Below are 11,835 nucleotides of genomic sequence, written 5' to 3'. Positions count from 1 at the left end.
CAGCGCCGTGGCGATCGCTGCCACGATGGAGCACATGGAGCATGCCCCCGCGTTCGAGGAGTTCTGGGCGGAGCGCAGGCTCTGCACGCTCGCATCCCCCCGTCGCGACGGCTCGATCCATCTGGTGCCCGTCGGTGCGACATGGGATGCCACGACCGGGCTCGTGCGGGTCATCGCGTCCGGATCGAGCGTCAAGGCCAGGATGCTGCGTGCGCGCCCCGGCACGCGCGTCGCGCTCTCGCAGGTCGAGGGGCGCTGGTGGAGCACGGTCGAGGGCGTCGCGACGGTGTCCGACGACCCGTCGCGCGTCGCCGAGGCCGTCGAGCGCTACGCGCGCCGCTACCGTGCGCCGCGCGAGAACCCCGAGCGCATCGTGATCGAGATCGCGGTCGACCGCTTCCTCGGCACGGTCGCGCCCGCCTGACCCGTGCCTGCGCGGTGACGGACGCATCCCGCACGCGACCGTCGGCCTCGACGGTGGTGGGTCGTAGCCTCGAGGCGATGTCGGATCCCGCCCTGCACGAGGTGAGCCCCGCGCCTGCTCCGCCAGACGCGGTCACGACGTGGGTGCCGCGCCACGCGACCGACCTCGTGCGCACCCTGCGGCGGGGGCAGCTCGGAGCCTGGGATCCGACGCAGCGTCGCACGCACGACGGCGCGGTGTGGCGCACCATCCGCACCCCGTCCGGTCCGGCGTCCGCGCGCTTCACGCAGTCGGGCGCCGAGCTGCGCTGCGAGGCGTGGGGAGCCGGCGCCGAGCACGTCGTCGCGCGCGCACCGTGGCTGGCGGGGGGCGACGACGACCCGACGGGATTCGTCGCCGCGCATCCGCTCCTCGAGCTCGCGCACCGTCGCCATGCGGGCCTGCGCATCGCGGGCTCGGGCGACATGCTCCACGGGCTCGTCGGCGCCATCCTCGAGCAGCGGGTCGAGTACGTCGCCGCGATGCGGTCGTGGTCGCAGCTCGTCGGGAGGCTGGGGGAGCCGGCGCCCGGGCCGGTGCCGACGGGCATGCGGATCTTCCCGGCGGGTGCGGCGTGGCACACGATCGGCGAGGGCGACTGGCGGGCCGTCGGCGTCGACCTGCGGCGTGCCGCCGCCATCCGCTGGGTGGCCGCGCGCGAGCGCAGCCTGCAGCGGCTCGTCGACGACGCGAGCCCGCTCGACGCGGTCGATCGTGCGCTGCGGGCGCTGCCCGGCATCGGCGTGTGGACGTCGGCCGAGGTCCGGCAGCGCGTGCTGGGCGACCCCGATGCGGTGTCCGTCGGCGACGTGCACCTGCCGCGCGACGTGGGCATGACGCTCGTCGGCCGTGCGTTCGACGACGCCGAGCTGCTCGCGTACCTCGAGCCGTGGCGCGGCCATCGCTATCGCGTCACGCGCCTCGTCTACGCGGCGGGTGCCGCGAGCGGGCCCAGGCGGGCGCCGCGCCGCACGCCCGGCCCGCGCCCCGAGCGACGCGTCTGAGCCGTCGCGACCCGAGCGACGCGTCCGAGCCCCCGCGCCCATCGTGGTCGATGCCTCGCGGCCCGGGGCCGCCTCCCGTCGGCGTGCGTCAGCGCGTGGCGAGCGCCGCGTCGCGCTCGCGCCACATCCCGAGGGGGAAGCCGCCGTCGACGAGGCCGATGCGTCGATGCACGACGAAGCCGTGCCGTTCGTACAGCCGCTGGCTGCCGGGGGTGGTGGCCTCGAGGTAGACGGCGCCGTCGCACCGTTCGAGGCCGTGCTGCAGGAGCGCGGCTCCGATGCCGCGCCCTCGCGCGTGCTCGACCACCGCGACGTCGGCGAGCAGCCAGTGCGCCGCATCCGGTCGTGCGCGCCGGCGCCGGAGCAGCGCGCGGATGGCGCTCACGGCGTGCGCGATGCCGATCGCGTGCACGTACCGCGGTGCCTGCCGCACCGTGGCCGCCAGGTCGCTGCAGGCATCGGGGCGCACCCACGCCGCGACTCCGAGGATCGACTCGCCATCGTCCTCGACGGCGACGTCGACGTGCCCGTGCGCGAAGGCGCCGAGGCGGAGCTCGGCCTCGTAGAGCCCTGTCATGCGCCGCAGGCGGTCATGCCTCGTGCGCACGGCTCGTCTGCCGACCGGGTCGTCCAGCAGCGCCGCGGCGACGACCCCGGCGCACCACCGCGCCTCGTCGATCGTCGCGGGGCGGATGCGCATGGAGTCCTCCTGAAAGATGAGCCAGATTCAGGATAGCGCTCCGCCGCCGATCGTGTCGGGCTCCGCGGGGGCACGCTGCGCGATCAGGACGTCGCGAGCCCATCGAGGTCGCCGAGCCACGCGCGCGGGGAGCGGCCGAGATGCTGCGAGAAGGCCCGCGAGAGCGCCGACGCGCTGCCGTAGCCGACCTCCGCCGCGGCATCGGCGATCGACGTGCCCGCGCGCAGCCGCTCCTGCGCCACGGTGAGGCGCCATCGCGTGAGGTGATCGCCCGGGGTCGCGCCGACCACGTCGCGGAAGCGTGCTGCGAAGGCGCTGCGCGACATCCGCGCCTCGCGCGCCATGGCGTCGAGCGACCAGCCGGCACCGGGGCTCGCGTGCACGGCGGCGAGCGCGGGCGCGAGCCGCTCGTCGGCGAGACCCGTGAGCAGGCCGGCGGGCACCCCGAGCTCGTCGACGTGATCGAGGATCCACCGCAGCACCTGGATGAGCACGACCTCGAACAGCCGATCGGCCACGAGGCGACGGCCGCAGCGCACGTCGTCGACCTCGTCGAAGAGCACCTGCAGCACGTGCTCGGCGCTGCCGAGCTCGTCGAGCGGCACGACGAGCATCGGCGGCAGCGTGCGCAGCAGCGGATGCGCGGCGCCGCCGACGACGTCGAGCGAGGCGCACGTGAAGTCGGAGCCGTCGCGCGCATCGGTGTGGAAGGCGTGCTCGACCGAGCCGGGGGAGAGGATGACCGAGGGGCGCTCGACCGCGAGGCGCCGCACGACCCCTCCGGCGTCGCGATACGTCGCCGTGAGCGTGCCGGAGCGGAGGACGTGCAGGAAGCCGCGGCCCGGCTTCGCGGGGAACGTCGTGACGCCGCAGAGCGCGCCGGCGTGGAAGAGGCGCGTCTCGACGCGGAAGCGCTCGAGCAGCGGCGTGAGGCGGTCGACTGCGGGCATGCCCCGATCCTAGGACGATGCGTCACGAATCACGGAGGATTCGGTACGCAGCGTCCGACGTGACTCGCGAGCATGGAGGTGCGGCGCCGCCCGGCGCCGCGAACGGCATCGTCAGGAGCATCCATGTCCATCGTCCCCGCCATCGACCGCGAGTCCGCCACCGGCGAGGTGCGCGCCCACCTCGACGAGATCCACGCCGCGTTCGGCGCCGTGCCCGCGATGTTCCGCGTCGTCGCCAACTCGCCCGCCGCGCTGCGCAGCATGTGGGGCTCGTTCGGGGCCTTCGGCGCAGGAGCGCTCGGCGCCGCGCTCGGCGAGCAGATCGCCGTGGCCGTCGCCAACCGCAACGCGTGCGAGTACTGCCTCGCGGCGCACACCGTGCTCGGGCGGGGCGCAGGCGTCTCGCGCGAGGCGCTGCGCGCCGCGCAGCTCGGCGACTCCGACGACCCGCGCGTCGCGGCGCTGCTGCAGTTCGCGATCCGGCTCGTCGACGCGCACGGGCACGTCGCACCCGACGAGGTCGAGGCGCTGCGGGCGCATGGCTGGAGCGACGAGGAGATCGTCGAGACCATCGGCCAGGTCGCGCTGAACGTCTTCACGAACACGGTGAACGTCGCGCTCGGCGTGCCCGTCGACTTCCCGAACGTGCCGCTGCGCACCATGGCCTGATCGCGCGGCCGCTCGCGAGGCGGCCAGGCGCTCCGCCCATCCGACGGGCGGGGCGCCTCGTCCGCAAACGGACGGCGCGAGGCGCACGGCCTCGTGGCCCGTCGTGCCGCCGACTACGGCCTCGGCGCGATGAGCTCGAGGAACTCGTCGGCCCCGGCCAGCGTGCGGGCGATCCGCTCGCGGCGCTCCCTGCCCTCGCGGCGGAAGTGCTCCGCGCGATCGGCGGGGAGGCCGGCCATCGGGTCGCTCGGGGAGGCATCCATCGCGCGCAGCAGCTCGGCCATCTCCTCGAGGCTGAAGCCGAGCGGCTTCATGCGCCGGATGAGGATGACGCGCTGCTCGTCGGTCGGGGAGTAGAGGCGGAAGCCGCCCTCGGAGCGGCCGGACGGCGGCACGAGCCCGACCTCGTCCCAGTGTCGGAGCGTGCGCAGCGACAGGCCGGTGCGGTCGGCCAGCTCGCCGATGTGCATCATGCCGTCGCTCGCCACGCCGCATCCCATCTCTACCCTCACGTCAGAGTAGTGTCGTCGGGGTCGGCCTCCGACCCTCGTGCTCAGCCATCGTCGCATCCCTCGATCGGCTCGAGCGCCGCGCGACGCCGCGCACCCTCGCCCTCTCCCTCGATGCGGGCCTCGCGCGCATCCCCGCCCCTGGAGGCACCCCATCGCCACCACCACCACCACGTCCGCGTCCGAGCGCTCGCGCCATCGCGACGATCCCTCGGTGCTCACCGTGCTCCGCACGCCGCGTCTGCTCACGAGGGAGGCGCTCGCAGGGCTCGTCGTCGCCCTCGCGCTGATCCCCGAGGCGATCTCCTTCTCGATCATCGCCGGCGTGGATCCGCGGGTCGGGCTGTTCTCGTCGTTCGTCATGGCGGTGTCGATCGCGTTCCTCGGCGGGCGCCCGGCGATGATCACCGCCGCGACGGGCGCGGTGGCGCTCGTCATCGCACCCGTCGCGCGCGACCACGGCATGGACCACCTGATCGCCACCGTCATCCTCGCCGGCCTCCTGCAGGTGCTCATGGGCGTGCTGGGCGTCGCGCGGCTCATGCGCTTCATCCCGCGCAGCGTCATGGTGGGCTTCGTCAACGCGCTGGCGATCCTCATCTTCGTCGCGCAGGTGCCCCACCTGCTGGGCGTGCCGTGGCTCGTCTACCCGCTCGTCGCCGTCGGCATCGCGATCCTCGTCGGCATGCCGCGTCTCACGCGGGTCGTGCCCGCGCCGCTCGTCGCGATCGTGCTGCTCACCGCGGCCGTCGTCGCCCTCGGCATCGCCGTGCCGACCGTCGGCGACCAGGGTGAGCTGCCCCGCAGCCTGCCCGAGCTCTTCATCCCGAACGTCCCGCTGACGTTCGAGACCCTCGCGATCATCGCCCCGTACGCCCTCGCGATGGCGCTCGTGGGCCTCCTCGAGTCGCTCATGACCGCGAAGCTCGTCGACGAGATCACCGACACGCGCTCGAGCAGGACTCGCGAGTCGTGGGGCCAGGGCGTCGCGAACGTGCTCTCGGGCCTGCTCGGCGGCATGGGCGGCTGCGCGATGATCGGCCAGACCATGATCAACGTCAAGGCCTCGGGTGCGCGCTCGCGCGTCTCGACCTTCCTGGCGGGCGTCTTCCTGCTCACCCTCGTCGTCGGCCTCGGCGACGTGGTCGCGATCATCCCCATGGCGGCGCTCGTGGCCGTCATGGTCATGGTGTCGGTCGCGACGTTCGACTGGCACAGCATCCGGCCCGCGACCCTGCGGCGGATACCGTGGAGCGAGACGATCGTGATGGTCGTGACCGTCGCGGTGGTGGTGGCGACGCACAACCTCGCGATCGGCGTCATCGTCGGCGTCGTGACCGCGATGGTCGCCTTCGCCCGGCGGGTGGCGCGCCTCGCGACCGTCACCCGCAGCGTGCGCGACGTCGATGGCGATCCGGTCGCGCACTACCGGGTCGAGGGCCAGCTCTTCTTCGCCTCGAGCGACGACCTCACGACGCAGTTCGCGTACGTCGACGATCCGCGGCGCGTCGTCGTCGACCTGTCGCGCTCGCACATCTGGGACGCCTCGACCGTCGCCGCGCTCGACGCGATCGAGACGCGCTACCGCGACCACGGGAAGACGGTCGAGCTCCGCGGCCTCGACGCGGCGAGCGCCGAGATGCGTGCGCGCCTCGCGGGCACCCTCGGCGGCGGGCACTAGCCCGTCGGTCGGCGGATCTCGCAGCCGTCAGCGCGGCGCGGGCGCGATCTCCTCGACGAGCGCGGCGATCCTCGCACGGATGTCGTCGCGGATGGGGCGCACCGCGTCGATGCCCTGCCCCGCGGGGTCGTCGAGCGTCCAGTCCTCGTAGCGCTTGCCCGGGAAGATGGGGCACGCGTCGCCGCACCCCATCGTGATGACGACGTCCGACTCCCGCACCGCCTCCGTGGTGAGCACCTTCGGCTGCTCGGCTGCGATGTCGATCCCCTCCTCGGCCATGGCTGCGATGGCGACGGGATTGATGCGGTCGGCGGGCATCGAGCCGGCCGAGCGCACCTCGACGCGATCGCCTGCGAGGGCTCGCAGGTAGCCGGCGGCCATCTGCGAGCGGCCTGCGTTGTGCACGCAGACGAAGAGGACGGAGGGCGTGGCGTCTGGCATGGTCTCGTTCCGTTCAGCGAGTGGGCAGGAGGTCGGCGAGCAGCCGATCGACGCGGGCTGCGATGTCGTCGCGGATGGCGGCGACGCCGTCGGGGGAGGCGAGGGCCGGGTCGCCGATGGCCCAGTCCTGGTATCGCACGCCGGGGAGGACGGGGCAGACGTCGCCGCAGCCCATCGTGACGACGACGTCGGCGGCGCGCACCGCGTCGTCGGTGAGCGGCTTCGGGAACGCAGCGGCGGCGGCCTTCGGGTCGATCGCGTCGAGGGCCGGGCGCACCGCGGCGTGCACGGCGCCTGCGGGGTCGGATCCTGCGGAGCGCGCGACGACGCGGCCGCCGGCGCGCGCGTCGACGAGCGCGGCTGCCAGCTGCGACCGGCCGGCGTTCGCGACGCACACGAACAGCACCTGCGGCACCGAGGTCGCGCGGTCGCGCGCGAGGTCGACGAGCCGCTGGTGCGCGAACCGCTCCGTGAGGGGCAGCAGGTGCGTGCGCCTGCCCGCGGTGCGGGTGAGTGCGGCGTGCGACTCGCGCACGAGCGAGAGCACGGTGGCGTCGGGCGCGGTGGGATGGGCGACCGCGAGCTCGATCGCGAGGCGGTCGAGCGCCTCGTCGACGCCGTCGCCGGTGCGGTCGACGTCGTGCGAGCCATCGTGCCCCTGGGATGCGTCGATCGCCGCGGGCGCGAACGACGCGAGCAGCGCCGTGACCGCAGGCCGCAGCGCGGGGTCGATCCGGTACCAGACCCAGGTGCCGCGGCGCTCCGACGTGAGCACGCCGGCGTCGCGCAGCACCTTCAGATGGTGGGACACCGTCGGCTGGGAGACGTCGGCGAGCCCCGCGAGGTCGCACACGCATGACTCGCCGCGGGCGTCGGCGGCGATGGCCGACAGCATCCGCAGCCGCAGCGGATCCGCGAGCGACCGCAGCGTGACCGCGAGCGCGGCGGCCGCGGTCTCGCCCATCGCGGCGGTGGCAGCGGAGGCGTGCACGACGGTCACGGCCGCGTCTCGACGCGCTCGGGGGCATCGAGGCGTCGAGAGCACTCCTGCATCGACATGCGTCTATATTGACACCGGTCGATGCTGAACGCAAGTGGGAGGCTGCGGATCGCGGCGATGCTCAGGCCGTGCGCCCGGCGCTCACAGGCGCGCCGCGCGGACCGGATGGCGGCCGCGCTGCTGGCATAGGATCGAGCGTCCGATTCGGGAGGTCATCGTGGACGTGCTGCTCGTGCTGGGATTCCTGGCCGCCGCCGCCATCGCCCTCGCGATCCCCGGGCCGGACTGGTTTATCGTCCTGCGCTCGGCGGCGCGCTCGCGCCGCAACGGCATGTGGAGCGCGCTGGGGCTGCTGTGCGGCCTCACGCTCCATCTGCTCGCGGCGGGCCTCGGCGTCTCGGCGATCCTCGTCGCGAGCGCGGAGGCGTTCATGGTCGTGAAGATCGCCGGCGCGATCTGCCTCGGCGTCCTCGGCGTCCGAGCGCTGATCGCCGCGGTCCGGCGCTGGCGCGCCCGCGACGAGGCCGTGCCGGCCGAGACCGAGGCGATCGACGAGCCGGTCGCGACGAGCTGGGCGTCGGCCTTCGCCGCGAACGTGCTGAACCCGAAGGCCGTGCTGTTCTTCGTCGCGGTCCTGCCGCAGTTCCTCACCACGTCGGCGCCGGTGGTGCCGCAGCTCGCCGTGCTCGGCGCACTGGGTCTCGTCCTCAGCGCGGCATGGTGGGCGGCGTTCGTGCTGGCGGTCTCGCACTTCCGCGCCATCCTGCGGCGTCGCCGGGCGCTCATCGCCATCGACGCCGCCTCCGGCACCGCGCTCGTCGGCATCGGCGGCGTGCTGCTGCTCACGAGCGTCCACGCGTAGGGCCTCGGCGCCGCGGGTGGTCGCGCCGCCCGGCGCGCGGCGTGCGGCGTGCTCAGAGGGCGTCGATGGGGATGCCGTGCCGCTGCGCCTGCTGGCCGATCGCGGCGAGCACCTGCTGCACGTCGGTCTCGGGCAGCGTGCCGAGGTTGACGAGAGCCGCCGCCGACAGGCCCGCCAGCGGCCGCGTGAGGGTGGTGGCCATGGCCTTCGTCGTGGCACGCGCCTCGATCGCCGGCCAGTCGCGCAGCTCGAGGGTCACGGTGGTCCACACGTCCGACACGCCATCGGCGCGCATCATGGCGCGCGTCGCGGCCCCGGCGACGCCGCGCCCGCCTCGTCGCACCCGGCCGATGCGCACCTTCGTGACCTCGCTCCACGCGATCGGCAGGCCACCCTGCACGACGATGCCCTCGTCGAGCACCACCGCGACGACGAGGTCGTCTCCACGCAGCCGAGCGATGCCAGCGGCGTTGTTGCGCTGGATGAGGGCGATGAGGGAGGTGAAGAAGGTCACGATGAGCACGATGAACACGCCCATCGCGGCCAGGCCCTCGACGACGCCCGCGATGAGGATGCCGGCACCGATCAGCGTGAGCACGCCGAACACGATCGACACGACCGTGCGCCGTGCGATGTATCCCGTGCGATCGCGCACCGGCTGGCGCATGTCGAGGCGGCGGGTCCAGGTGGCGGTGTCGAGCGTCATGGCTCGACGCTATGCGACCACGAGTCGCGAACCTGGGAGTCGCGGATGCGACGGCTGGTGGCCGCCAGGACGCTGCTCGCGGTCCTCGGCCGATGTCCGAGGATGGCGACGGCGACCCCGTGCGTGGTGACATTGCGATATCGCGATGTTGCGCTACGCTCGTGCCATGGAGCGACGACGCGACGTGGAGGCGGCAGCCGAGGTCTTCAAGGTGCTCGGCAATCCCTCGAGGCTCGACCTCGTCCGCCTGCTGGGGGAGGGGCCGCTGTCGGTGACTCAGCTCGCCGAGCGCAGCGGACTTCGTCAGCCGATGGTGTCGCAGCATCTGCGCACGCTGCGGCAGGCCGATCTCGTGGCCGCGACGCGCTCCGGCTCCGAGGTGCGCTACGCGGTCGCCGACGAGCACGTGCTGCACATCGTGGTCGACGCCGTCGCCCACGCCCACGAATCGCATGACGACCACGACTGAGGGAGCGACCATGACCACCACCGAGACGCACGCGGAGCACTCCGTCGACGAGCACCAGCACGGCGAGCAGTGCGGCCACGACGCCGTGCAGCACGGCGACCACGTCGACTACCTGCACGGCACGCACCGTCACGCCGAGCACGGCGATCACTACGACGAGCACGAGTCCGTCGCCGAGCATGCGGTCGCCGATCACCAGCACGGCCAGGGCTGCGGTCACGAGGTCGTCGACCACGGCGACCACGTCGACTACGTGCACGACGGCCACAGGCACGCCGAGCACGAGGGCCACTACGACGAGCACTGAGCCGACGGCAGGGGAGGGGTGACGGCGCTGCCGTCACCCCTCCTCGCTGCCGTCCATGCATCGGCACTCGACCGGCAGGTCAGGATGCCTCGCGCTCGAGTGCTGCGTCGTCGTCGCGGCGGTGGATGTGCAGGTCCAGCCGGCCGGGTGCCAGATCGTCCCGGAGGGCGCGGGTGCCGCGATAGTCGCCGTCACGCAGGCGCCTGAAGCCTCGCGTCGGCTCGGTGCCGAGCGACGCGAGTCTGGCTCGAAGACGCTCGACCTCGTGCTCGACTGCCGCCTCGTCGAGCGCGTCCGCGTCGTGGATGACGTGCAGGTCGTAGCTCTCGATGCCGACGTACCACAGCACGCCGTGGGTCACGGGAAAGAGGAGCGAGTCGAGATCGCCGCTGATGCCTCGCGGGCCGATCGACCGCGCATCCTCGCCCGCGGTCACGATGATGAGCGCCTTTCGTCCGGTGAGCCCGCCGTCGCCGTACCGACGCGGGACCCCGAGCTCGGGATCCAGGTCCCCGAGCGCGAAGCCTGCGGTGAAGACCCGATCGAACCACCCCTTCAGCATCGCCGGCACGCCGTACCACCAGAGCGGGAACTGCAGCACGAGCAGCTCTGCGTCGGCGATCTTGCCCTGCTCCTCGCGCACCTCGGCAGCCAGCTGACCCGCGGCGTACGCGTCGCCGAGCTGCTCGGCGATGTTGCCGCGCGTCTCGGCGAGCGTGCCGAGGTCGCTCGCGCGGAGGACCGGATCGAAGCCGTCGGCGTAGAGGTCGGAGGTGGCGACCCGATGGGTCTCGCGGAGCGCGTCGACGCCTTCGCGGAAGAGTCGCGCATTCAGCGATCCGCGTCGAGGATGCGCGTGCACCCACAGCGCGGCATCCGGATGCGGAGCGGCCGTGCGGGCGGTGGTCACGATCGCACCTCCTCGGAGCTCGCCGACGGGCCCGTCGCCATCGCGACGGCGACGGCGGCGAGCACGTGCCGGGCTCGATCCGCCTCGATCGTGCCCGTCAGCACGTCGCGAGCGAGCGCGTCACCAGCGCCGACGACGGCTCGCATGCGAGCGTCGTCGAGCCGTCCGACCATCGGCTCGAGCGCGTCCTGGCAGATGGTGATGTAGCCGCGCTCGGCGTCATCGCGGAGGCGTTCCAGCTCGGGGGAGCCGGCGAGCGCAGCGACGACGCTCGACATCTCGCGGCCCTCGGCGAGCCAGCAGTCGACGTATGCGCTCGCGACGAGCTCGCAGACGAGCTCGAGGTCGTCGACGGCGCCGTCGAGCGACGCGCGCAGCGTCTCGCGCTGGCGCGCCTCGAACTCCTCGTACAGCTCGACGAAGACGCCGGCGCGGTCGCCGAAGTGGTCGTACACGACCGGCTTGGCGACGCCGGCCGCCGTGGCGAGCCGACCCAGCGTGAACTCGTCGCTGCCCGCGGCCTGGATGAGCGCGCGCGCCGTGGCGATCAGCTGCGCGTGACGCTCGGCTCGGGGCAGCCGTCGGCGAGACCCCGTGGGTGCAACCTGCGTGTGCATGGCTGCCCTCCTCTCGTACCTACTTCTCGTAGGTTACCATCGGTAGGCAGTGCGGTCGAGCGCTCGGGGGATGACTGGGTCGGCTCGGTGGAGCCCCGCTCGTGCTCTCCGGGGTCTCGAGAGGAGCCGATCGGACGCGGCGTGCTCGCCGTGGTGCTCGCATCGGGGCTCCTGCTGCGCTGGATGGCGGGTGCCGCAGCATCCGGCCGCCTCGGGCGCGATCCGATCGCCGGCATCCGCACGCGGGCGACGCTCGCGAGCGACGCGGCGTGGCGTGCCGCCCATCGCCGCGCCGATGGCCTGACCCGTGCAGCAGGATGGTGCTCGATCGGCGCCGGCGCCACCGCGCTCGTGCCGCTTCCGATGTCGGTCGTCATCGCCGTCGTGCTGCTCGGCACGACCGGCATGATCGTGCTCGCGCTGCGGGCCGCGGTCGTCGGACGGCACGCCGCGCGTGCCGCCGATGGCGACTGACGCGACGCACGGGTGGCCTGGCCGCGTCGTCGGCGAGCGACATCTGGTGATCGCTGCCGAGTCGTCGAACCCG

The 11,835-nt window shown here is 73.4% G+C and carries 16 protein-coding genes; 8 read left to right on the top strand and 8 right to left on the bottom strand.

What is annotated here, in order from left to right; all coding sequences use genetic code 11:
• Positions 1-34: 34 nt before the first annotated feature.
• Together ACFQPP_RS06585 and ACFQPP_RS06580 are read left to right on the top strand one after the other, a co-directional pair.
• Positions 35-424 carry a pyridoxamine 5'-phosphate oxidase family protein gene (locus ACFQPP_RS06585; protein ID WP_376915752.1) on the top strand — a complete coding sequence of 130 codons (390 nt, stop codon included), beginning with the start codon at positions 35-37 and terminating at the stop codon, positions 422-424.
• Between the two features lie 77 nt (positions 425-501).
• Positions 502-1,467: a DNA-3-methyladenine glycosylase family protein gene (locus tag ACFQPP_RS06580; protein ID WP_376915750.1), complete on the top strand. Its 966-nt coding sequence runs from the start codon at positions 502-504 to the stop codon at positions 1,465-1,467.
• Positions 1,468-1,555: 88 nt separating this feature from the next.
• Here the strand turns inward: ACFQPP_RS06580 and ACFQPP_RS06575 are convergent, their stop codons facing one another.
• Together ACFQPP_RS06575 and ACFQPP_RS06570 are read right to left on the bottom strand one after the other, a co-directional pair.
• Entirely contained in the window at positions 1,556-2,167 is a 612-nt protein-coding gene (locus ACFQPP_RS06575; protein WP_376915749.1) for a GNAT family N-acetyltransferase, read from the bottom strand.
• Positions 2,168-2,250: 83 nt separating this feature from the next.
• The gene (locus tag ACFQPP_RS06570; protein WP_376915748.1) at positions 2,251-3,117 is read right to left on the bottom strand and encodes an AraC family transcriptional regulator; all 867 of its coding nucleotides are present in this window, start codon (positions 3,115-3,117) and stop codon (positions 2,251-2,253) included.
• A gap of 123 nt (positions 3,118-3,240) precedes the next feature.
• Here ACFQPP_RS06570 and ACFQPP_RS06565 point away from each other — a divergent pair, with 123 nt between their 5' ends.
• Positions 3,241-3,786: a carboxymuconolactone decarboxylase family protein gene (locus ACFQPP_RS06565; protein ID WP_376915746.1), complete on the top strand. Its 546-nt coding sequence runs from the start codon at positions 3,241-3,243 to the stop codon at positions 3,784-3,786.
• 113 nt (positions 3,787-3,899) lie between these two features.
• Here the strand turns inward: ACFQPP_RS06565 and ACFQPP_RS06560 are convergent, their stop codons facing one another.
• Positions 3,900-4,274 (bottom strand): MerR family transcriptional regulator, encoded by a 375-nt coding sequence (locus ACFQPP_RS06560; RefSeq protein WP_376915745.1) that lies wholly within the window; start codon positions 4,272-4,274, stop codon positions 3,900-3,902.
• A 235-nt stretch (positions 4,275-4,509) separates the two neighbouring features.
• Between ACFQPP_RS06560 and ACFQPP_RS06555 the strand changes: the two genes are divergently transcribed.
• Complete coding sequence (locus ACFQPP_RS06555; protein WP_376915744.1) at positions 4,510-5,976, top strand: SulP family inorganic anion transporter; 1,467 nt, start codon at positions 4,510-4,512, stop codon at positions 5,974-5,976.
• Positions 5,977-6,003: 27 nt separating this feature from the next.
• On the opposite strand, the gene ACFQPP_RS06550 is transcribed toward ACFQPP_RS06555, so the two are convergent.
• The gene (locus tag ACFQPP_RS06550) at positions 6,004-6,417 is read right to left on the bottom strand and encodes an arsenate reductase ArsC (RefSeq protein ID WP_376915743.1); all 414 of its coding nucleotides are present in this window, start codon (positions 6,415-6,417) and stop codon (positions 6,004-6,006) included.
• A gap of 13 nt (positions 6,418-6,430) precedes the next feature.
• Positions 6,431-7,381 carry a metalloregulator ArsR/SmtB family transcription factor gene (locus tag ACFQPP_RS06545; RefSeq protein WP_376916767.1) on the bottom strand — a complete coding sequence of 317 codons (951 nt, stop codon included), beginning with the start codon at positions 7,379-7,381 and terminating at the stop codon, positions 6,431-6,433.
• A 253-nt stretch (positions 7,382-7,634) separates the two neighbouring features.
• Here ACFQPP_RS06545 and ACFQPP_RS06540 point away from each other — a divergent pair, with 253 nt between their 5' ends.
• On the top strand, positions 7,635-8,279 hold the full coding sequence (locus ACFQPP_RS06540) for a LysE family translocator (protein WP_376915742.1): 645 nt from the start codon (positions 7,635-7,637) through the stop codon (positions 8,277-8,279).
• Positions 8,280-8,331: 52 nt separating this feature from the next.
• Here ACFQPP_RS06540 and ACFQPP_RS06535 read toward each other — a convergent pair whose 3' ends face one another.
• On the bottom strand, positions 8,332-8,985 hold the full coding sequence (locus tag ACFQPP_RS06535; RefSeq protein ID WP_376915741.1) for a hypothetical protein: 654 nt from the start codon (positions 8,983-8,985) through the stop codon (positions 8,332-8,334).
• Between the two features lie 166 nt (positions 8,986-9,151).
• Here ACFQPP_RS06535 and ACFQPP_RS06530 point away from each other — a divergent pair, with 166 nt between their 5' ends.
• Both ACFQPP_RS06530 and ACFQPP_RS06525 read left to right on the top strand, forming a co-directional pair.
• Complete coding sequence (locus tag ACFQPP_RS06530) at positions 9,152-9,454, top strand: ArsR/SmtB family transcription factor (RefSeq protein ID WP_376915740.1); 303 nt, start codon at positions 9,152-9,154, stop codon at positions 9,452-9,454.
• A 10-nt stretch (positions 9,455-9,464) separates the two neighbouring features.
• Entirely contained in the window at positions 9,465-9,761 is a 297-nt protein-coding gene (locus ACFQPP_RS06525; RefSeq protein WP_376915739.1) for a hypothetical protein, read from the top strand.
• A 79-nt stretch (positions 9,762-9,840) separates the two neighbouring features.
• Here ACFQPP_RS06525 and ACFQPP_RS06520 read toward each other — a convergent pair whose 3' ends face one another.
• Both ACFQPP_RS06520 and ACFQPP_RS06515 read right to left on the bottom strand, forming a co-directional pair.
• A complete protein-coding gene (locus ACFQPP_RS06520; protein WP_376915738.1) occupies positions 9,841-10,671 on the bottom strand; it encodes an NAD(P)H-dependent oxidoreductase in 831 nt (276 codons plus the stop codon).
• The gene (locus tag ACFQPP_RS06515; RefSeq protein WP_376915737.1) at positions 10,668-11,288 is read right to left on the bottom strand and encodes a TetR/AcrR family transcriptional regulator; all 621 of its coding nucleotides are present in this window, start codon (positions 11,286-11,288) and stop codon (positions 10,668-10,670) included. Before ACFQPP_RS06515 ends, ACFQPP_RS06520 begins: the two co-directional genes overlap by 4 nt.
• Before the next feature lie 141 nt (positions 11,289-11,429).
• Between ACFQPP_RS06515 and ACFQPP_RS06510 the strand changes: the two genes are divergently transcribed.
• Positions 11,430-11,762, top strand: a complete 333-nt coding sequence (locus tag ACFQPP_RS06510; protein ID WP_376915736.1) for an SdpI family protein — start codon at positions 11,430-11,432, stop codon at positions 11,760-11,762.
• Positions 11,763-11,835 lie beyond the last annotated feature (73 nt).

Origin of the sequence: Agrococcus sp. GCM10030265 (assembly GCF_042666675.1) — a bacterium.
In the GTDB taxonomy this organism is placed as follows: Bacteria; Actinomycetota; Actinomycetes; order Actinomycetales; family Microbacteriaceae; genus Agrococcus.
This window is presented reverse-complemented; position numbering and strand designations above follow the sequence as displayed.

Bases quoted from the DNA above. Each gene is read 5' to 3' on its own strand.
- ACFQPP_RS06585 (WP_376915752.1), top strand. From the start codon at position 35: ATGGAGCATGCCCCCGCGTTCGAGGAGTTCTGGGCGGAGCGCAGGCTC.
- ACFQPP_RS06580 (WP_376915750.1), top strand. From the start codon at position 502: ATGTCGGATCCCGCCCTGCACGAGGTGAGCCCCGCGCCTGCTCCGCCA.
- ACFQPP_RS06575 (WP_376915749.1), bottom strand. From the start codon at position 2,167: ATGCGCATCCGCCCCGCGACGATCGACGAGGCGCGGTGGTGCGCCGGG.
- ACFQPP_RS06570 (WP_376915748.1), bottom strand. From the start codon at position 3,117: ATGCCCGCAGTCGACCGCCTCACGCCGCTGCTCGAGCGCTTCCGCGTC.
- ACFQPP_RS06565 (WP_376915746.1), top strand. From the start codon at position 3,241: ATGTCCATCGTCCCCGCCATCGACCGCGAGTCCGCCACCGGCGAGGTG.
- ACFQPP_RS06550 (WP_376915743.1), bottom strand. From the start codon at position 6,417: ATGCCAGACGCCACGCCCTCCGTCCTCTTCGTCTGCGTGCACAACGCA.
- ACFQPP_RS06545 (WP_376916767.1), bottom strand. From the start codon at position 7,381: ATGGGCGAGACCGCGGCCGCCGCGCTCGCGGTCACGCTGCGGTCGCTC.
- ACFQPP_RS06535 (WP_376915741.1), bottom strand. From the start codon at position 8,985: ATGACGCTCGACACCGCCACCTGGACCCGCCGCCTCGACATGCGCCAG.
- ACFQPP_RS06530 (WP_376915740.1), top strand. From the start codon at position 9,152: ATGGAGCGACGACGCGACGTGGAGGCGGCAGCCGAGGTCTTCAAGGTG.
- ACFQPP_RS06525 (WP_376915739.1), top strand. From the start codon at position 9,465: ATGACCACCACCGAGACGCACGCGGAGCACTCCGTCGACGAGCACCAG.
- ACFQPP_RS06515 (WP_376915737.1), bottom strand. From the start codon at position 11,288: ATGCACACGCAGGTTGCACCCACGGGGTCTCGCCGACGGCTGCCCCGA.